Source organism: Nocardia rhizosphaerae, from assembly GCF_042650365.1.
GTDB lineage: Bacteria > Actinomycetota > Actinomycetes > Mycobacteriales > Mycobacteriaceae > Nocardia > Nocardia rhizosphaerae.
Genome location: NZ_JBHSBA010000014.1, coordinates 186,844 through 207,102, shown reverse-complemented (window position 1 = coordinate 207,102; position 20,259 = coordinate 186,844). Strand labels below are relative to the sequence as shown.

The window sequence follows — 20,259 nt, the reverse complement described above, 5'->3', positions numbered from 1 at the left end:
GTCATGCCGCGGTCCTTGAACGAACCGGTCGGGTTGGCACCCTCGACCTTGAGATACACCTCACAACCGGTCAGCTCGGACAGGTGCGGCGCGGGAACCAGCGGGGTACCACCCTCGAACAAAGTGACCGGCTCCCAGTCGGCCGCACCTTCGAGCCGATCACGGTAGGCCGCGATCAGGCCCGGCCAGCGCGAGTGCGTAACCATCATCATTCTTCGGTGCCTTCCAGTCTGAGAACACTGGTCACCGACGTGACCGAATCCAGTGCGGCCAGCGACTTCGCGATCTGGTCGAGTACGGACTCCCTGGCGTGGTGGGTCAGCACCACCAATTGCGCGTGCGAGCCGTCCAGTTGCTGGCGGACCGAGGCGATACTCACGCCCCGCCGGGCGAACTCGCCGGCGACCGCGGCCAGCGCGCCGGCCCGGTCGGACACTGTCAGCCGCAGATGGTGCCGGGTCAGGATGTCGCCGATAGGCGCCACCGGAAGCTCGGCGTAGACCGATTCCCCGGGCGCCCTGCCACCGTGCACCTTGTTGCGAGCAGCCATCACGAGATCGCCCATGACCGCTGACGCGGTAGGCGCGCCACCCGCACCCTGACCGTAGAACATCAGCCGACCAGCATTGTCGGCCTCGACCACAACCGCGTTGAACGCACTGTCGACGGCTGCCAGCGGGTGCTTGCGTGGGATCAGCGCCGGGTACACGCGAACCGCGAGCCGCTCTTTCCCGCCGTCGGCGATCGCAGGCTCGCCCGGTCCGGCATCCACACGCTCGCACACGGCGAGCATCTTGATGGTGCAGTCCTCGGCCGCGGCTGCCGCGAAATCCTCGGCGGAAATGCGAGTCATGCCCTGGCGGTACACCTGGGTAGCGGTGACACGGGTGTGGAAGGCCAGCGACGCCAGGATCGCCGCTTTCGCGGCGGCATCGTGTCCCTCGACATCGGCCGTCGGATCGGCCTCCGCATAGCCGAGCTCCTGCGCCGCCGCCAGCAAATCCTCGTAGCGGTCCGAACGTTCGGCCATCGCGGACAACAGGTAGTTCGTCGTGCCGTTCACGATGCCGACGAGGCGATTGATCCGGTCACCCGACAGTGACTGGATCAATGGCCGCACCACCGGGATCGCCCCGGCAACCGCCGCCTCGAAGCACAGGTCGGCACGGTGGCGATCGGCGAGTTGCGCCAGCTCGCTGGTGTAGTCGGCCAGCAGCGCCTTGTTCGCCGTCACCACCGATTTGCCTGCCGTCAGCGCTTTGGCGATCAGCTCACGTGCCGGGTCGATTCCGCCCATAACCTCGACGACGAGGTCGATGTCGGGTCGAGCAATCAGTGATTCGGTGTCGGTGGTCACCAGCTCCGGCGCGATACCCCGGTCGTGGTGCGGGTTGCGTACCGCCACACCCCGCAGTTCCAGCGGCGCGCCGACCCGCTGACGCAGCTCGTCGCCGTGGACCTGGAGCATCCGCACCACTTGCGAGCCCACGTTTCCCATCCCGATCACCGCGACTCCGAGCGCGCGCGGCTGCTGTGTTCTGTCAACCATCATCATTCCTTTGCCATGGCGAATTCTGTGCGCGCTTCGATCGACCGCTCGTCAGGCGCGCCCGACCGCCCTCGACGTCGAGAAGGGAGGTACGCGAAGGCGATACCGGCGCCAGCCAATGCGCTCAGGCCACTGACAACGGCACAGATCCGCATTCCGTGGACGAAGGCATCATTGGCGGCGGTAACGTAGGCGCGCAGGTCGGCTTCGGCGGTCTGCCGGAACCCGGCGATCGCCGATTCCGGCAGCGCGCCGGCGACCAGCCGCTCGCGCTGCCCGAGTGCGTCAACCGACCGCTGCGCGAAATCCAGTGCCTCCGTGATCGATCCGCTGCTGTTCGCGTGCAGCTGCGGGGTCGCCAGGGCAGAATCCGGCAGGGACACCAACGAGGTCGGCTGATCCAGTCGCGCGGCGAGTTGCGCGGGCCGGTCGGGGCCGAAGCTGTCGTGGAAGCCCACCGTGAGAATCGAACCGAGCACTGCGACGCCGAGAGCTCCGGCAAGCTGTCGCATCGTATTGTTGACCGCTGAGCCCGCGCCGGCCTCATCGGCCCGCACAGTGCTCATGATGGCCTCGGTCGACGGAGTCATGGTGAGTCCCAATCCGATGCCGATCAGTGCCATCTGGATCTCGAGCACCCACTGCGGCATGGTCGCGGTGGCTCCGACGAACGACAGCATCGCGACGGCGAGAATCGTCATACCGGCTCCGGCGACGACATTCGCCCCCCACCGCTGGCTCAATCGAGGTGCGAGGGTGGACATCACCATCACCGCGGCGGCCACCGCGATCAACGCGACGCCGGTCGCCAGAGCTGAGTAGCCGCGCACCGCCTGTAAGAAGTACGACAGGTAGAACGTTGCCCCCATCAGCGTGAAGAACGCGATAGCGATGGCACCGACCCCGGCGGCGAATTGTTTGTGGGCGAACATATCCATCGCGATCAGGGGGTGTTCGGTTCGACGTTCGTGCCAGACGAAGGCCGCACCGCAGCCCAATCCGAGCAGGACCGTGCCTGTGCTGGCCCACTGCAGCCACTCACCGCTGTTGCCGCCCTCGATAATCCCGTGAATCACCAGACACATCGCCGCCGAGGACAACGCCACACCGATCGGATCGAAGCCGCCCTCCTTGGGATCACTCGATTCCGGCACCAGCAACCAGGTCAGTACCAGTCCGACCGCGACCACCGGGACGTTGACCAGGAACACCGAACCCCACCAGAAATATTCGAGCAGCACGCCACCGGCGATCGGGCCCAGCGCGATCGCCATACCCGCGACGCCGGCCCAGATGCCGATGGCCTTGGCGCGCTGGTCGGCGGGGAACACATTCTGGATGATCGACAGCGTCTGAGGTTGTACCGCGGCCGCGCCGGCACCGAGCAAACCGCGACAGACGATCAGTTCCAGAGGGGTGTCGGCGAAGGCGCACAGGACCGACGCGACGCCGAACACCGTCAGTCCGATGAGCAACATGCGTCGGCGGCCCCACCGGTCCCCCAGCACACCACAGACGATCAACAGCGCCGCGAAAACCAGTGCGTAGCTGTCCACCGCCCATTGCATCTGCGCCTGTGAGGCAGGCAGCTCCGCTTGAATTGTTCGAAGTGCGACATTGAGAATCGTGTTGTCCATGACGACAACGAGCAGACTGAATACCAGGACACCGAGTACGACCCAGCGCCTGGAATTTGTTACGGGCGATCCCACAGCGGATCCTCATTTCTGCCGTAGTGCGGTATGGGCCGATCCTTTCCGGCCGCCGTGCACACGGCAACGAGTTGCGTCACGGCTCTCGATGTCCGTCGCGCCGTACACCGACACCCGGCCCGACACCGCTCCATCCGTGACGAAAGTGATTGCGTCCGAGCCGCACAACTAACAATCCTGACGTTCGCACCCCCGGCGGGCGCAGGTGCAACTGCACCCTTTTCATCAGGCTGATCGCAACGACGCATCTCCTGATATCGCGACGTAACACCTGAGGAGGACCACGTGACTGTGCGTCGTCGCCCAATTTCAGCAATGCAGCGAAAGCTTCACACTCAGCAGATTCTCTTTCCGAACGACCCGGCGTTCAACGTCGGATTCCTGCTGCGCATCCGAGGCGAGATCGATGTGGATCGAGTGCGGGCAGCGATCGACGCTGTCGCCCGGCAAGCCGAGCCACTGAACGAGTATTTCGTCGTCGAGGATGGCGAGGTGCATGCCGTCTACGACGCGGCACAGCAGTACCGGACACCGCTGACCAACCGCGATGGAGACGCCGGGGAGCAACTGCGCGCCGAGGTGTCCGATCAGCTCGACACACCGATCCCGATGGACCGGTGGCCGCTGTTCGACGCCGAGATCATCCGCGACGACATCAGCGTGTACATCAAGATCGTCGCTTCGCACATGATCGCCGACGTCCACACCTTCTACAACGTCATCGCCGACCTGATGCTGATGTACAGCGTGCCCGACGCCACCATCCCCGGCGGGACGCTGTTCCCCGAACTCGTCGACGCGGACACCATGCGAACGACCGCCGCGGTAGAGTTCTTCCGGTCGAGCCTGGCAGGCGTCGAGACGCTGTCGATCCCGGAGTGGGAGGCCGATCGCACCCGCGACGGTGCACTACCGGGCCTGCACCACACCGTTGACCTGGGCCCGCAGCTCAGTGCCGACATCGATGGCGCGGTCGAGTCGCTCGGTGTGCGAAAGTTCAGCTTCTTCCTCGCCGCACATCTGCTGGTACTCGGCTGCCTGAGCAGCACGTCGACCGTGACCACCGGTGTCCCGCTGTCGAACCGGCGCCGCGACAAGCGCATGCTGAAAGCCTATGGCTATCACGTCAACACCTTGCCGCTGGTGGTGAATTTGGACGATTTCGACACCTTCGAGAGTCTGTGCCTGCACGTCGAGGAGCAGATGGGTCGCTTCATCGAATTCGAGGACTTCGATCTCGCCGGACATTCGAGCGAGGTCTTCGGATCGGCGGAGGCCGGCCGATCACGCCCGTCGAGCAGCTTCACCTTCTACCGCCAGCGGATGTCACTGAGCCTGCCGGGCTACGAGATCGACCCGATCCACCTCGAACGCAGCAAGGCGTTGTGCCCGTTCATGGCCAATGTCGAGGAGAACGACACGGGCTACACTTATTACCTGCAGGTGGGTGACACTGTGGCCCGGAGCCGACCGGAGCAGGTGATCAATACGATGCTGTCGTTCCTGGCCAGCCGACCGAACGCCCGACTGCGCGAGATTCCATGGGTCAGCGGCCAGGCACTGGCACAGCTCGAGACCGCAACCGGTCGGCGCTCGGCCTTCGAGCTGAAATTCGGTTCGCTCGCCGCACAGTTCGAGCACCAGGCCGATCGCACGCCCGATGCCGTCGCGGTCTCTTACGAAGACAGCTACTACACCTACGCCGAACTCGACCAGCGCGCGGGCCGACTCGCCCGCTGGATCGTCGAGAACGTCGACGGGGAATTCGTCGGCGTCTCGATGGAACGCTCGGCCGAACTCGCGACCGTCCTGCTGGCAATCCTCAAGGCGGGCAAGGCCTACGTGCCCATCGACCCGGCTGCGCCGCGGCAACGCGTCGAGCACATCCTCGCGAGCTTCGAAGACATGCCGGTGATCGCCAGCCGCGGTGCGCTACCCGATCTCGATGGCCCCGAACGGGTAGACCTTCGACGGATGCTCCAGGACACGGCAGCACTGGCGCCCTTCACCCAGACCTCAGCCGAAGTCCTGCACGACCGCCCGGCGTATGTGATCTTCACGTCCGGATCCACCGGCATTCCCAAGGGTGTCACGATCACCCACGCCAATGTGTTGCGGCTGTTTTCCGCAGCGCGCGAGCACATGCAGTTCGGTGCGCACGACACCTGGGCGCTGTTCCATTCCTACGCTTTCGATTTCGCCGTGTGGGAGTTGTTCGGGGCGCTGCTGCACGGTGGACGAGTGGCGATCGTGCCCGAGTGGACCCGCCGTTCCCCGGCCGACTTCGCCCGATTCCTGGCCGACGAGGAGGTCACGGTCCTCAACCAGACGCCGACCGCCTTCCGCCAGCTCACCCAGGCGATGACCACCGAGCACGCCGAACGCTTCGCCGTGCGATTGGTGGTGTTCGGCGGCGAGATGCTGCGCTTCGAGAGCCTGGACAGATGGTTCGAGCTCTACGGCGACCGCGCGGAGCTGATAAACATGTACGGCATCACCGAGACGACGGTGCATGTCACCTACCATCACATCACCGCGGCGGACCTGGCCGCGAAACGGGCCAGCGTGATCGGAAAGCCGCTGCCCGACATGGGCGTCGTGGTCGTCGACTCGCAGCTGCGACCGGTTCCGGCCGGGGTGACGGGCGAGATGCTCATCTACGGCGCCGGTGTCGCCGCAGGCTACCTCGGGCGTCCCGATCTGACCGCCGAGCGCTTCATACGTTTGCCTGAACGCGACGGTGTGCACTACCGCTCGGGCGATCTGGCCCGCGTCGACGAATCCGGCGACCTGGTCTATCTGGGCCGGATGGATCAGCAGGTCCAGCTACGCGGCGTGCGGATCGAACTAGGCGAGGTTGAAGCGGCGTTGCTGGCGATCGACGGGATCCGCGAGTGCGCGGTGCGGGTCGACGACCGATCACCGGAGGAACCGGAGCTGGTCGCGTTCGTGGTGACCGCCTATCCGATCGCCGATGCGCAGATCCGCCAGGCGCTGCGCACCCGACTCGCGGCGGCCGTGCGACCCAACCGTTTCGTCACGTTGGACGCACTGCCGTTGACTGTCAACGGCAAGATCGCCGATGCCGCACTGCCGTGGCCGAACCGGACAGGCGACGCCGAGGTCACCGAGGCCTCCGCGCCGACCTCACCGGAGATCGCCGACACAGCCGCACCGCAGGTCGTGAGCGCACTCGCCACCGTGCGAGCCGCATGGGTGACCGCGCTCGGCCGTGACGATTTCGGTGACGACGACGCCTTCTTCGACGCCGGCGGAACCTCGACACAGCTCATCCGGGTACTCGAGGAGCTGCGCCGTTCGTGCGAGCAGCCCGAGCGACTGGAGATGGTGGACATGTTCGAATTCACCACGCCACAGCAGCAGTCCGAGCACCTCGAGCGCCTTCAGCTGCGGACTTTGGTCGCCGCCTGAGCCGTCGCCGATCAGCACATCACCGCCAGGGGCGGGGAGCCGAAGACTTCCCCGCCCCGTTGGCGTGTTTGCCAGATTCCCTGTGACTCATCACACATGAAACTCCGAGTCACATACACTCCCTCGCCCCCACGACGCCCTGATAGGCTCCCGACTGTTGTCAGACACTGAGTCTGACACCGTGTCGGAAGCTACCGGCACCGCTCGCTGCGGACAGGGGAATCCATGGCATCCGGGAACAACACACCTCGATCGCTCGCCGGCCGACTCCGCACCGGCCAGGATATCGAGCATCTGGTCACCGAATTGAACACCCATCTGATCGACAGAACATCCGATCTCGTTCTCGCAATCAGTGAAATTGACAATCCAGATACGCAATGCGGCACGGTTCCCACCGGGTGGGAGACTGCAATGAGTCGGCAGGTCGACGAAATACGGCAACTACTGGCTCATATCAGCGATCTGATGTCGGCGCGCATTACACCGGATTACTCCATGTAATGCGGGCGTTCGACACCGCTAATCCGGCGACTTCCACGCGAGATCAATGGATTACGGCACGTCGACGACTTTCATAACACGACGAACTGACTGAACGATCACAGTTCGCACCGGTCCGCCTGGCTCCCAAATCGACTAAATTCGATTTCAGCGAACGTTTTGCCGAATTTCATGTCGATTCGGAATCAATCAGTCGATCCCGCCATCTTTCCTACGGAGTAGAACCATGCACGAAAACCGGGCGCAGGAGCCCATCGCGATTATCGGTATCGGCACTCGCCTGCCCGATGTCACGCACCACACCGGCCTCTGGCGGAACCTGCTCGACGGAGTCGAATCGGTACGCCGGTTCGACCGAGCACAGCTGCTGGCCGCCGGTATACCCGCCGATCTCGTCGACCACCCGCAGTACGTGCCGGCGGGCACCGTGCTCGACGATGCAGATCAGTTCGACGCAGGATTCTTCGGGTTCACCACCTACGAAGCCAAGATCACCGACCCCCAGCATCGGATTCTGCTACAGACCGCCTGGGAGGCGCTCGAAGACGCTGGTGTCGTCGCCACATCGACCGCTGGGCGCATCGGCGTCTACGCCTCGACCACGCTGAGCACCTACTTGCTCAACAACATCCAGCGCAACAGCCGCTACCGGGTCGAAGATCTCAACTATCCCGTCCTGATCGGCAACGACAAGGACTTCCTGGCGACCAGGGTCGCCTTCAAGCTAGGTCTTCGCGGCGCGGCGGCGACCGTGCAGAGTGCCTGCTCGAGTTCGATGGTCGCCATCCACCAGGCGGCGACCTCGCTGCGCACGGGCGACAACGACATCGCCCTCGCCGGTGGCGTCTCGATCGTGAACCCGCAGACCTCCGGGTACCTCTACCAGGAAGGCGGAATCGGCGCGCGTTACGGACATTGCCGTCCGTTCGACCGTGACGCCAGCGGCACCGTCAGCGGCAACGGCTGCGGCGTAGTTGTGCTGAAACGGCTCGCCGACGCGATCGCGGACAACGATCACGTGTACGCCGTGCTGGCGGGCACCGCCATCAACAACGACGGCTCGAACAAGGTCGGGTTCACCGCACCGAGTGTGACCGGACAGGCCGCGGTCATCGGCCAGGCGCTGTCGAATGCCGGCGTCGCGGCTGCCACGGTGGGATATGTCGAAACCCACGGCACCGGTACCGCGCTCGGCGACCCGATCGAGTTCCGCGCGCTCTCGCGGGCCCACGGCGATGCCGAGGGCGGCGGGCCGGAATCGTGCCTGCTGGGCAGTATCAAGGCCAACGTCGGCCACCTCGACGCCGCCGCGGGTGTGGTCGGACTGATCAAGACCGCGCTGGTATTGCATCACCAAGTGGTCCCGCCCCAGATCAACTTCACCGAAGCCAACCCCCACGTGCCGCTCGCGGAGTCGAACTACGTCATCAACGTCAAACCGCATGTCCCCGACAGTCCGATCGAAGCAGCGGGAGTCAGCTCGTTCGGCCTCGGCGGCACCAACACTCACGCGGTCCTGGTTCGCCACCACCGACCGGCCTCGGCTCGTCCGGAACCGACCAGGCCCCATCGCATCACGATCAGCGCACGCACCACCGAGTCGTTGAGCCGGAACGCCGCGCGTCTGGCCACGGCCCTGCGGACCGAGGCGCATCGCATCGACGACGTCGCCTGGACACTGCACGCCGGCCGGAAGAAATTCCCCGAAGCCCTGACCTTCGACGCGGAGTCCGCCGCGCAGGCCGCGACCATCCTGGAGCAGTTCGCCCGCACCGGCAGCGCTCCAGTGTCCAGTGTGGCACCAGAACCCGTTGCCGCACACAAGGTCTCGCTGCCAACCTACGCCTTCGACACCGAGTCGTACTGGATCGAGCCGCAAGCGCCGGTCGGCGACGCCGCCGATAGCGCCGTGGCGCAGGCAACCGCCGAGAACTCGCGCGCGGAAGATCCGACAGTCATCGCGGAATTCGTTCTCGACACGGTCCGCGATCTTCTCGAAGACGATGCCATCGAACTCGATTCGGACTTCTACGACGCGGGCGGCGAGTCGATCGCCATGGTCGATCTGGTCACCACCGCACGCGATCACTTCGATGTGCAGCTCGATTTCGATGGGTTCGAGGGTTTGCGCACCGTGGCCGACATCGCGACGCACATCGCCGACGTCATCGGCGGAACCGCGCGTCGAGCCACGACGGTGCGCATCGTCGCCGGCGAGGGCGCACCGCTGTTCCTGGTGCCCCCGGCCGGTGGCACCAACTTCTGCTACTCCCGGCTGGCCGGCCACCTCGACAACACCGGACCGATCACGGCCTTCACCGCGCCGGCACACGGCGAGTCGGCCTCCATCCGTGAGCTGGCCCGGCGCAACGTGGCCGAGCTCGTCACCATCCAGCCGAGTGGCCCGTACCGCCTCGGTGGCTACTCCTTCGGCGGCAATGTGGCGCTCGAGATGGCGCTACAACTGCAGGCGGTCGGCGAAACAGTGACCGAGCTCTACCTGTTCGACTCGCACGCGCCGCTGGCCTACCTCGGCGACGAGCTCACCGAAGCGGAGTTCCTGACCGCCCTGCCACAGATGATCTCGGCCGCGGTGCCCGGTCTCACCCTGGCCACGGACCGCACCGCGGACACCTTGGCGGAGCTGCCGACCCTGCTCGCGTCCCGCCCGGATTGGCTGAATATCTCCGACGAGGACATCGTCGGCTTCGCCCAGACGTGGCGCCAGAACCACAACGCGCTCAAGGGCTACTACCCGGACAGCCGATTCCACGGCCGCTGTGTGATCTTCGATGCCGCCGAGGAACACCCCGAGAACGAACTCGCCTCGCTGCGGATCCGGCTAGTCCCCAAGGACGCTTGGCTCGCCCACCTGGACGGCGAGGTCGACATCATCTCGGTCCCCGGCAACCACTACACCATGTTCACCGACGCCGACCTCGTGCCCGCGCTGGCGGCCGCCTTCACCGCCGCGGTGGCAGCGGGAGCCGTGGGCGACACCGAGGTGGTCGCATGAGCCTGATCGTCCAGAAGTTCGGCGGCTCGTCGGTCGCCACTCCCGAACGGATCCGTCGGGTTGCCGAACGGATCGTCGAGACCAAGCGGCAAGGGCACGACGTCGTGGTGGTGTGTTCGGCGATGGGCGACACCACCGACGACCTCGTCGATCTGGCCCGTCAGGTCTGCGGCGAACCCGCGTCTCGTGAGCTGGATCTGCTGTTGACCTCCGGCGAGCGGATCTCGAATGCGTTGGTGGCCATGGCCATACAGTCACTGGGAATCGAGGCCAAGTCGTTCACAGGTGCCCAGGCAGGTGTGATCACCACCGGTACCCACGGCAACGCCAAGATCATCGATATGGTTCCGGGCAGGCTGAAACAGGAACTGGCCGACGGGTGCGTCGCCCTGGTCGCCGGCTTCCAGGGCATCGCGCAGGACACCGATGATGTGACCACCCTCGGACGTGGCGGATCAGACACGACCGCGGTGGCACTCGCTGCCGCACTCGGGGCCGACGTCTGCGAGATCTATACCGATGTCGAGGGCGTCTACACCGCTGATCCACGCCTTGCCTCCGATGCCACCAAGATCGACACGATCTCCTACGAGGAGATGATGGAACTGGCCGCTTGTGGCGCGAAAGTTCTGATGCTGCGGTGCGTGGAGTACGCCCGCAGCTACCACGTGCCGATCCACGTCAGGTCTTCCTACACAGACACCACCGGAACTCTCGTCACCGGATCAATGGAGCAGACAGTCATGGAACAACCGATCCTCACCGGCGTCGCACACGACCGCAGCGAGGCCAAGGTGACCGTTGTCGGCATACCCGACCAGCCCGGCTACGCCGCGAAGGTCTTTCGCGTCGTCGCCGACGCCGGCATCAATATCGACATGGTGGTACAGAACGTGTCGGTCATCGAGACCGGCAAGACCGATATCACCTTCACCGTGCCCAGCTCCGACGGTCAGCGTGCGGTCGGCCTGCTCACCGCGCACCGCGCCGAGATCGGATTCACTCGGGTCGCCTACGACAATCGGGTCGGCAAGGTGTCCTTGATCGGCGCCGGAATGAAAACACACCCCGGCGTGACGGCGACGTTCTTCGAGTCGCTCGCCGCGGCGGGAATCAATATCTACCTGATCTCGACCTCCGAGATCCGTATCTCGGTCCTCGTCGCCGACACCGACCTCGACACCGCCGTCGAGACCGTGCACAAGGCCTTCGACCTGGCCGGTGACACAGCCGCGATGGTGTACGCGGGAACGGGACGCTGACACCGCGACGATGTCGGCGCCGTGCGCACGCAGCACTTTTCGATTCGCAGATTCCCACACCCAGGATGTCTCATGTCTGTTCTGAATTCCCGGTCGCCCGCCTCCGCGATATCCGCCGCGCGGACCGGCCTGCTTTTCGATGCAACGGTAAAAATCCTCGGCGGCGCCGCGCTCGTGGCGATCGTCGGCGGAGTATGGCCGGTCCACCATGGTTTGACACCCGCGCTGCTTGCCTTCGCTGGAATCGCCTTCGTCCTCGGTGGCGCCACGATGATCACGCAGCTACGGCGGCTGCTCGCCGACGAACGGTCGATCGTCGCGGTGATCGCGGTCGATGGCATGATCGCGACCGCGTTCGTGCCAATCGCGATTCAGCAGTGGCCGGGCATCACGACCGCGGGCGGAAACATCATCTGCGGTGTGATCGCGGCCGCGTCGATTTCTTCCGTGGTGGTGGCTTTCACCGGCACCGCCGACTGAACCGATAATCGACACCGATAGTCGACAAGGGGTCGGCCGATGATTCGAATCACCGGCCGACCCCTGGTCGTCGCTCCGCCGACCGGAGGTCCGGTCAGCCCGCCACGGGGCCGGCCTGGTCGCCGTAGACGACTCGCCCCCACACCAGCGACATGATCTCGACCCATCGTTGCGCGTCGACGCCGTTCGCGCCGTTGACGAACTCGCGCACCATTTCGATCGCGAGCGCCGACAGCGCCAGGGCGATCGTGCTCGCGTCACCGCCGAGCGCCACACCGGCCTGCTGCTGTCGGTGGATCCGCTGCGTCAGCTCGCCACGGAAGGCGGTGACAGAGGCATGCAGGGCCGCGGCGACATCGGCGTCGTAGTTGGCCACTTCGAGGAAAGCAGCGATCACCACGCGGTGCGGCTCCAGATACTCGATCGCCGCGCGCAGCGCGGTCGGCATATGGGCGGGCCCCGACGGCCACTCCCCCATCTGTTCACTCATCCGCGCGGTGACCGGCGCCAGCGCATCGACCACCAGCCTGGACAGCAACTCGTTCTTGTCGACGAAGTGGCTGTAGAAGGCGGGACGCGACACCCCGCCGCGCTCGGTGATCTGCTGGATGGTGATGTCGGAGAAGGCCGTTCCCTCCTCGAGCAGCTCCCGTAAGGCAACCATCAGGTTCGCTGCGGCCTGCTTACGGCGCGCTTTCGCGGACGACGTCCGATTCGTCAGCATCTCGTGGACCTCCCTCCACCGGCTTGGACACGAGCTGGGAGCTCAGCGGCGAGCCTGGAAATAACGGCGTGTCATACACGATGACAGACATATGTCAGACACAACTGTGACCGACGGTCCGCCAGAACGCAAGCGGTCGAGCTCATGCCGGATGCGCGGTTGCTCACAGGAATCCTCGACACGCATCGAACCGAACCGGCAGCGAGTCGAGGGGTCGTGACGAAACCCGTTGAGTCGACGCACTCGGATTACGCATGCTCGACCCGACATGTCCTCCGCAATCACGCGGGACCCCCGCCCTATCTAGGAATGCGATGAATGCGAACCTCGAGACGGCGTTGGGACGGTTGACAGACCTGTCTCGACGTGACTTCTACAACCCGTATACACGATTCGATTGGCCGGCCGAGGTCGACCGTGATGCGTGGTGGATGGACCCGCCTTTCCTGACCAGTCACGGTACCGAGCAGCACTGGGGCATCGCGGATGCAATACGCCTCTCCCACGCTGAGACCATCAACTTCTTCAGTCTGCACGTCCACGGCATCCGGGAACTGATGGGCGCGGTCGCAGTTCGAATCCATACCCCCCGATTCCGTCCGGCATCGGAGTATCTACACCATTTCATCGGCGAGGAAAACGACCATATGTGGTTCTTCGCCGAATTCTGCAACCGTTATTGGGACGGGGTGTATCCGGCCGCGGCTCCCAGCCCGCTGGCGAGTTCGGCCACCGACGGCCCGTGGACCGACTTCGTGGTGTTCAGCAGGATCCTGATCTTCGAGGAGTTGTTCGACTACTACAACGCACGGCTCGGTGGCAGCACCCTCATCCCTCCGATCATCGCCGAGCTACACGCGGTGCATCACCACGACGAGAACCGGCACGTCGCGTTCGGCAAACGGCTCGTCGAGTCGCTCTACGCCGAAGCAATGAGCGCCGGCGGCGAAGCCGAACACGACGATGTCGCGAACTACATCAAGACCTACATCCGCCATTCGGTGGCCAGCATGTACAACCCCCGCTGCTACGCCTACGCCGGAGTGGACAACCCACTGGCGATGCGTCGCCGACTGCTGGCCGATCCCGTCCGCGCCGAAGTCCACACCGAGATCATGCGCCGCCTGGACCGCTTCTACCGACGCCTGGGTCTCTACGAGGGCGGGTGGGACGAGTGACCTACCACCCACCGCTCGTCGATTCGGGCATGCAGGAGGTCATCGGCTTCCTCACCACCCGCAATCCCGACTTCACCGGCGACGACCCCGATCTGGACCTGATCGAGACCCGCACCTTGGACTCGCTGGGCCTGGTCGAGTTCCTGCTGCTGATCCAAGAACTCACGGGGGACGAAATCGACATGGAGACACTCGATCTCGACTCGATTCGGACCCTGCGAGGACTCCGTGCCACCTACTTCACCGCGAGGAATCCATGATCGAGACGACCACACCCGGATACCGCGTCACCGACGGCCTCGCCGTCCTCGGCCCCGACGTCGCTCGCGTGAAATACGCCATCGACGCCATCTTTCAGCAGTGGGCCACCGGGATCAACGCGCAACCGTGGGATCTGCCCGCACTGCTGACCCGTTCGCAGCTTGCGTCCTTCGACTACTTCGACAACTTCCCACACCTCGCCGTCGCCGCGACACCGACCATGCCAGCCGATGCGGACGGTTCGCCCGAGGAGCTGTTCATCACCTCGGCCGCCTGCTACGGGGCCTACGCCGCACTGACCGGCACCTCGCTCGAGGAGCCGCTGTCGGTAACCGTTGCGACCCGATGCTGCCGCAACGAAGCCCGATATCACGGCCTGCGCCGACTGCACCAGTTCACGATGCGAGAGCTGGTCGCCCTCGGTCCCGCTGATCACGCGACCGCGCACCTGATGCGATTCAAACCCCGCGTCCTGTCGTTGACCGAACACCTCGGCTTGTCGGTGCAGGTGCAGCACGCCACCGATCCGTTCTTCGACCCGAACGGGTCCCGGGCGCTGATGCAGCGGCTGCTGCCGGTGAAGGAAGAGATCGTGACCGACGACGGCGTCGCCATCGCCTCGTTCAACAGCCATCGCAACTTCTTCGGCAACCGCGCCCGCATCAGCTTCCAAGGCAACCCGGTGCACACCAGTTGCGTGGCGTTCGGCCTCGAACGCTGGGTGTACGCACTGGACCGCAAGTTCAACGGCGATTGGGCAGCCACGCGCGCGGCCATTGCCTCCTTCGATCCGACAGCGAGCGGCGAATGAGCAACCCGATCCTGCTCACTGGTGCTACCGGGGTCGTCGGCACCGCGTTGCGGGAACGGCTCGCGACCCGGTCCTACACCGCTCTCACTCATCGCACGCCGCTGCTCGGCGTCGACACCGTCACCGGCGACATCACCGCGCCACGGTTCGGTCTCGACGAGACCGCGTACATCCAACTGGTGGAAGACACCCGGTGCGTGCTGCACTGTGCCGCGAACACCTCACTCAACGCCGATCCGGCCGTCCTCGCCGACGACAATGCCTGCGGCACCCGGCACGCGATCGAGCTGGCCAACGACGCCGATGCTCCGCTGATCCACGTCAGCACCGCCTTCGTCGAAGCGATCGACCGGGCCGAAAACCGTGGCGCGCGATTGAACTACGCCGAATCCAAACTGGTCGGCGAGCGCCTCGTCACCGACCGCGCCCGGCGCTGGACCATCGTGCGCCCTTCCATTGTGATCGGCGATTCGAGCGACGGTCACATCGCCGGCTACCAGGGCCTGTTCCGGCTCGCCGAACTCGTTCGGGACGGTCGATTGCCCTTCTTCCCGTGCGGCCCCGATTCCCGCGTCGACATCATCGCCCAGGATGTCGTCGCTGCGACACTGGCACATTTGAGCCGGGTCGCGCTGGAGCGGGGCGACACCGGACACGATCTGGTGTGGCTCACCTCCGGTGCGACGGCCCCTCGAGTATGGGAGGTGATCGAGGCCTTCCTCGATGCCCCGCGCTCGACGGGAGAACCACGGCCGCACACCCCGCGCTTCATCGATCGCGACCAATACGAGCGGCTGATTCGCCCCGCCTTCCTGTCCGAGCTCGACCCGAGCCTGGCCAGGCGGATCGACAACCTGTTCACCCATGTGGCTCCCTACGTATCGATCGTCGACCCGTTCCCCGATGCCACCACGATCGGCGACTACCAGCCCGCCGTCACTGATCCACTGCTTCAGCTGAATCGCTCGCTCGACCACTGGGTTCGCGTCGGCGCCGCAGCACGTCCGAGGGAAGAGGCGATCGTTCATGCCTGAATACAGCATCACCGCCACTACGACGGCATCGGCGGAAGCCACGTTCGCCCTGATCTCCGACTTTCGCGGCTACCCAACCCTGGTGCCCGAGGTCATCGTCTCATTGACCGTCGACGAGGGCGGCGACCCGCCGAGCTCGGAGTGGGCCGTGCGATTTCACGGTGGAATCCTGAAATGGCGCGAGCACGACGCTATCGATACCTCGGCCCACCGCATCGAGTTCCGACAGATCGCCGGTGACTTCGCCGATTTCGCCGGCGCATGGCAGGTGTCCGGTGGGCGCGACCGGCCCACCCGCGTCAGCCTGCACGTCACCTTCGACCTCGGGATGCCGGCCGTCGCCGACGTACTCGAACCCATCGCCCACCGCGCCTTCGACGAGGCGATGCGCGCGCTGTTGACCGCACTGCTCGGTCGGGACACCACGTTCGCCCACACCGCGAGTGCCGCACAACACCCGGCGGTGTCCGCATGAGCACGGCATACCTGCATTCGATCAGCTGGGCGCACGGCGAAGAACAGTCACTTCTCGACGAACTCGACGCCGACCCAGCACTGCGCGCACGGACCGGGGCCGAAGGCATCGACCACTATTTCCGTGCCGACTGCGCCCCATGGCAACTCGCCCACGAAGCCGCGGCAAAGACACTGCGACGAGCCGACCTCGATATCGCCGACGTCGATTTCATCTTGTACTCGACCGAATCGACCGACACCCGTGCCGATATCAGCAAGGAGCCCAACCGTTTCGCCGACGCACTCGGCGCCAGGACGACACCGTTGATCACCGTCACCGGCAACGTCTGCGCGAACTTCGGCGCGGCGCTGGTGACGGCACGCAACGCCGTGCGATTGGGTGAGCATCGCATCGTTCTCATTGTCACGACCGACATCTGGGATGATCGTCCACGACTCGTCGACGCGGGCACCTGTTTGATGAGCGATGCCGCCGCGGCGGCCATCGTCTCCGCCGCTCCGGCGCCGAGCGCGACCTCGTGGGCGATCGGCAAGATCACCCCCGCGGTCGACCACAGCATGCACGATGTCGATCCGGCGGTCGACACCATGGATATGGTGCGTGGCACCGTCGCCGGGATCCAGCGGGCCTACCGCGGGTTCTTCGCCGATATCGCGCCGACGGCGTTCCCGCATCTGGTCTGCGGCAACCTCGGCGACACGGTGGTCCAGATGTTCGCCCGCCTCGGCGGCTTCGACCCGGCGCGGATACTGCGCCAGACCGCAGCGCACGGTCACTGTCTGGCGGCCGATGTACTGGTCAACCTCGACACCTACGCGTCCACCATGGCGGCGGGCGACCGGGTGATGGCGATCTCGAGCGGGCACAACTATTGGACCTGCATAGATCTCACGACCGTGACCGGGGTGCCCGCATGAGAATTCTGATCGGTCTCGCGTTGCTGCGTCCCCGCGCTGTCATCGCCGCGGCCCTGGTGCTCGCCTCGCTCGGCCTGCTCGCCGCAGCGCTCGTCGCACCGAAGATGACTGCCTCGCTGGCGGACTACGACGACCCGAGCTCCGATTTCAGCGCGGCGATGGCCGACTACACCCAGCGCACCGGAATCGACTCCGAGCAGGGGTTGCAGGTGATCGTCGACTGCACCCGTGGGAGGGCACACCCGTGCCCCGAACTCACCGAGATCCGCAGTGCGCTGCTCGGTGTCTCCCATGTCGTGGCGGTGGCGGATTTCGATACCACAGGCGACGCCCGGATGATCTCGGGCGATGGGGATCACGCCTATCTGCTGGTGGCCCTGAATCGTGGCGCGGGCGCCGACGCTCATTTCCTCGACCAGGTCCAGCGCGTGATCGAGGCGGTACCAGGGCTCGCGCCGCGGACGATCGTCGGCGGTCCTACCGTGGCGAACCACGACACCGCGACCATCTCCACAGAGGACCTGTTCATCGCCGAACTGGTCGCGTTTCCGTTGCTGGTCGTCGCGCTGCTGTGGGTGTTCCGCACCGCCGTCGCCGCCGCGATTCCACTGATCGGCGCCGGGTTCAGCATCCTGACCACGTTCGTCGCGCTGCTCGTCGCCCAACAGGCCCTGCAGTTGTCCACCTTTGCCCTCAATCTCATCACCGCCCTAGGCACCGGTCTCGCGATCGACTTCAGCCTGTTGATCATCACCCGCTACCGCACCGAGCGCCGCGCCGCGCCGGTGCCGCACGCGGTCTACGTCGCGATGAGCAGCGCCGGGCGCACTGTCGCGTTCAGCGGATTGACCGTGATGTCAGCGCTCGCGACGCTATGCCTGCTCCCGCAACGTTTCCTGTATTCGATGGGGATCGCCGGCGTCGCACTGACGGGGGCGTGCCTGATCTTCGCGCTCCTGGTACTGCCTGCGATTCTGTTGTTGCTCGGCGACCGGATCGAAGCACTGAGCCTGCGGCGAGCACGTCCCGCCGTCGCCGGCCGACGATGGCGCCGGTGGAGTGGCTTCGTCCAACGGCATGCGGCCGTGGTCGCGGTGACCGGAGCGCTGGCGTTGCTGCTACTCGCGGCACCGGCGCTTGGCACCCGGATCCAGGGCTATGACACCGACGTACTGCCCGCGGATTCCGCCGCCATGCGGGTAACCACGATGCTGCGCAACGACTTCGAGCACGCCGATACCACCGGTATCGCCCTGCTCATCGCTCCCGGCTCGGACACGACACCGCAGCGAGCCGCCGAGCTGATCGCCGCCCTCCCCGGGATACTCCGGGTACAGCCACCCCTCCCGTTGCCGGACGGATCCAATATGGTCAACGCAGCGGTGGATTCCCCCGCGACCTCGCCGCGCAGTCGCGAGATCCTGCGGTCTGTTCGCGGCGCGGTCCCCGATGCACAGGTTCTCGGTGAGGTCGCGCGGTTCGACTCGTTGTTGCAGAGCCTGGCGCACCGGCTGCCGTACGTCGCGACCCTGCTGATCGTGCTGAGCGGGTTGTTTCTGGGCATCCTCACCCGATCGGTGGTCATCCCGATCAAGAACGCCGTCATCGGTGTGCTGTCGTTGGGCGCCACCCTCGGCATCCTCGTTATCGTCTTCCAGCACACCGCGATCGGTGGTTCACCCGCGCTGGAAGTGACCGCGTTGGTCATCGTCGCGGTGCTGGCCTATGGCCTGTCGACCGACTACGCCTCGTTCCTGTTCCACCGCATGACCGAGGCCCGTCAGGCGGGGGCGTCGCCTCGCGAGTCGGTCGATGTCGGCCTCGCTAGTACGGCACCGGTGGTGACCGCGGCGGCGTTGCTGCTGGTCATCCCGTTGGGTGCGCTACTCGCGTCACGACTAACACCGGTGCAGATGCTCGGTGCCGGCGCGGCACTGGCCGTCGTACTCGACGCGACGCTGGTCAGAGTTCTGCTTGTGCCGTCGTTGATGGGCCTGCTCGGCCGTTACAACTGGTGGCCTTCGGCACTGCACCGAGACGACGACCTGCTCGACACCAAGGCCAAGGCCAAGGTGCCGCAGCGCTGAGGTGACGGCCCCAGGCAGCATGCCTGGGACCGCCACTGTTGGTCAGTTCGGATCGGTACTCGAACGGTGCTCGGCCGACGCCGCCGCTTCGAGAACGATGCCCGCGAAACGTACCGGATCCGCCAAGGGCAGATAGTGCCCGGCTCGGGGGAGCACGGTCAGCCGTCCGACGTGGCAGGCTCGGACGAAGCGCCGTTCGTGTATCCGCAGATGATCATGACGGCCGTTGATCAGCCACACCGGCCCCGAGTACGAGGCCAGCGCCGCGAGCACATCGAATCGGCTGAGCTCGGCGACCACATCCGGGATCACCTCGGTGGCAATACCCGCGCCGTTGACGGCGACCGCCACCGGCTCCGGCAGCATCGCGTCGAACAGCCGGGCACTCGCCCGCTGGCCGCCGTCAGATTGTAGCGACAGCACCCGATGCATCACGGAGAACGGCAGCATCAGCGATCGGCTCGGCACGCAGGTCGAGCCGGCGACGACCAAACCCGCCACCTCGCCAGGAGCCGCGGCGGCTGCCGCGACACCGACAAATCCCCCCAGAGAATGCCCGACGACCAGGGCCCGGCCACCGACGGAATCGATGGCGGCGTGCACCGTTTCGGCGGCGGCGGCAAGAGTGAACTCCTCGCCGCGACGCCGTCCGTGTCCCGGCAGATCGACCGCGGCCACCGGATGACTGTCCGCGACACGGTCGGCGACCATAGTCCAGGCCGCGCCACTGAGCCTGATTCCGTGGACGAGAACCACCGGCAGACGATCCGACATCGCAACCCCTCCTCAGAAAATCAACGCAACGTTGCGTTGT

17 protein-coding genes are annotated in these 20,259 nt (G+C 65.5%); 12 read left to right on the top strand and 5 right to left on the bottom strand.

From position 1 onward, the window contains the following. From ACFOW8_RS21220 to ACFOW8_RS21210, 3 genes are all read right to left on the bottom strand, one after another. On the bottom strand, window positions 1-206 hold a 206-nt coding region (locus ACFOW8_RS21220), incomplete at its 3' end, for a pyridoxal-phosphate dependent enzyme (RefSeq protein WP_378552851.1). A 2-nt stretch (window positions 207-208) separates the two neighbouring features. After that, the gene (locus tag ACFOW8_RS21215) at window positions 209-1,549 is read right to left on the bottom strand and encodes a homoserine dehydrogenase (protein WP_378552850.1); all 1,341 of its coding nucleotides are present in this window, start codon (window positions 1,547-1,549) and stop codon (window positions 209-211) included. A 2-nt stretch (window positions 1,550-1,551) separates the two neighbouring features. After that, window positions 1,552-3,261, bottom strand: coding sequence for an MFS transporter (locus tag ACFOW8_RS21210; RefSeq protein ID WP_378552848.1), 1,710 nt, complete (start codon window positions 3,259-3,261; stop codon window positions 1,552-1,554). A 315-nt stretch (window positions 3,262-3,576) separates the two neighbouring features. On the opposite strand from ACFOW8_RS21210, the gene ACFOW8_RS21205 reads away from it, so the two are divergent. The 5 genes from ACFOW8_RS21205 to ACFOW8_RS21185 all read left to right on the top strand — a co-directional run bounded on the left by ACFOW8_RS21205 (window position 3,577) and on the right by ACFOW8_RS21185 (window position 11,955). Further along, the gene (locus ACFOW8_RS21205; protein WP_378552846.1) at window positions 3,577-6,693 is read left to right on the top strand and encodes a non-ribosomal peptide synthetase; all 3,117 of its coding nucleotides are present in this window, start codon (window positions 3,577-3,579) and stop codon (window positions 6,691-6,693) included. Between the two features lie 225 nt (window positions 6,694-6,918). After that, a complete protein-coding gene (locus ACFOW8_RS21200) occupies window positions 6,919-7,197 on the top strand; it encodes a hypothetical protein (RefSeq protein ID WP_378552845.1) in 279 nt (92 codons plus the stop codon). A gap of 226 nt (window positions 7,198-7,423) precedes the next feature. After that, window positions 7,424-10,213, top strand: a complete 2,790-nt coding sequence (locus tag ACFOW8_RS21195; RefSeq protein ID WP_378552843.1) for a beta-ketoacyl synthase N-terminal-like domain-containing protein — start codon at window positions 7,424-7,426, stop codon at window positions 10,211-10,213. After that, the gene (locus ACFOW8_RS21190) at window positions 10,210-11,475 is read left to right on the top strand and encodes an aspartate kinase (RefSeq protein ID WP_378552842.1); all 1,266 of its coding nucleotides are present in this window, start codon (window positions 10,210-10,212) and stop codon (window positions 11,473-11,475) included. Before ACFOW8_RS21195 ends, ACFOW8_RS21190 begins: the two co-directional genes overlap by 4 nt. A 21-nt stretch (window positions 11,476-11,496) precedes the next feature. Then, window positions 11,497-11,955, top strand: a complete 459-nt coding sequence (locus tag ACFOW8_RS21185; RefSeq protein ID WP_378552839.1) for a hypothetical protein — start codon at window positions 11,497-11,499, stop codon at window positions 11,953-11,955. A gap of 94 nt (window positions 11,956-12,049) precedes the next feature. On the opposite strand, the gene ACFOW8_RS21180 is transcribed toward ACFOW8_RS21185, so the two are convergent. Further along, complete coding sequence (locus ACFOW8_RS21180) at window positions 12,050-12,679, bottom strand: TetR/AcrR family transcriptional regulator (protein WP_378552837.1); 630 nt, start codon at window positions 12,677-12,679, stop codon at window positions 12,050-12,052. 254 nt (window positions 12,680-12,933) lie between these two features. Between ACFOW8_RS21180 and ACFOW8_RS21175 the strand changes: the two genes are divergently transcribed. Genes ACFOW8_RS21175 through ACFOW8_RS21145 form a run of 7 tightly spaced genes read left to right on the top strand, consistent with a single transcriptional unit; the run spans window position 12,934 to window position 19,445 of the window. Continuing rightward, complete coding sequence (locus tag ACFOW8_RS21175; RefSeq protein WP_378552835.1) at window positions 12,934-13,857, top strand: diiron oxygenase; 924 nt, start codon at window positions 12,934-12,936, stop codon at window positions 13,855-13,857. Next, window positions 13,854-14,117 carry a hypothetical protein gene (locus ACFOW8_RS21170; RefSeq protein WP_378552832.1) on the top strand — a complete coding sequence of 88 codons (264 nt, stop codon included), beginning with the start codon at window positions 13,854-13,856 and terminating at the stop codon, window positions 14,115-14,117. The genes ACFOW8_RS21175 and ACFOW8_RS21170 overlap by 4 nt, the downstream gene beginning before the upstream one ends. Continuing rightward, the gene (locus ACFOW8_RS21165; protein WP_378552831.1) at window positions 14,114-14,929 is read left to right on the top strand and encodes a hypothetical protein; all 816 of its coding nucleotides are present in this window, start codon (window positions 14,114-14,116) and stop codon (window positions 14,927-14,929) included. The genes ACFOW8_RS21170 and ACFOW8_RS21165 overlap by 4 nt, the downstream gene beginning before the upstream one ends. Next, entirely contained in the window at window positions 14,926-15,963 is a 1,038-nt protein-coding gene (locus tag ACFOW8_RS21160) for an SDR family oxidoreductase (RefSeq protein WP_378552829.1), read from the top strand. The genes ACFOW8_RS21165 and ACFOW8_RS21160 overlap by 4 nt, the downstream gene beginning before the upstream one ends. After that, window positions 15,956-16,438, top strand: coding sequence for a type II toxin-antitoxin system RatA family toxin (locus ACFOW8_RS21155; RefSeq protein ID WP_378552827.1), 483 nt, complete (start codon window positions 15,956-15,958; stop codon window positions 16,436-16,438). Before ACFOW8_RS21160 ends, ACFOW8_RS21155 begins: the two co-directional genes overlap by 8 nt. After that, entirely contained in the window at window positions 16,435-17,358 is a 924-nt protein-coding gene (locus tag ACFOW8_RS21150; RefSeq protein ID WP_378552825.1) for a hypothetical protein, read from the top strand. The genes ACFOW8_RS21155 and ACFOW8_RS21150 overlap by 4 nt, the downstream gene beginning before the upstream one ends. After that, window positions 17,355-19,445 (top strand): MMPL family transporter, encoded by a 2,091-nt coding sequence (locus tag ACFOW8_RS21145; protein WP_378552824.1) that lies wholly within the window; start codon window positions 17,355-17,357, stop codon window positions 19,443-19,445. The genes ACFOW8_RS21150 and ACFOW8_RS21145 overlap by 4 nt, the downstream gene beginning before the upstream one ends. 42 nt (window positions 19,446-19,487) lie before the next feature. On the opposite strand, the gene ACFOW8_RS21140 is transcribed toward ACFOW8_RS21145, so the two are convergent. Further along, complete coding sequence (locus ACFOW8_RS21140) at window positions 19,488-20,219, bottom strand: alpha/beta fold hydrolase (protein WP_378552823.1); 732 nt, start codon at window positions 20,217-20,219, stop codon at window positions 19,488-19,490. Between the last annotated feature and the right edge of the window lie 40 nt (window positions 20,220-20,259).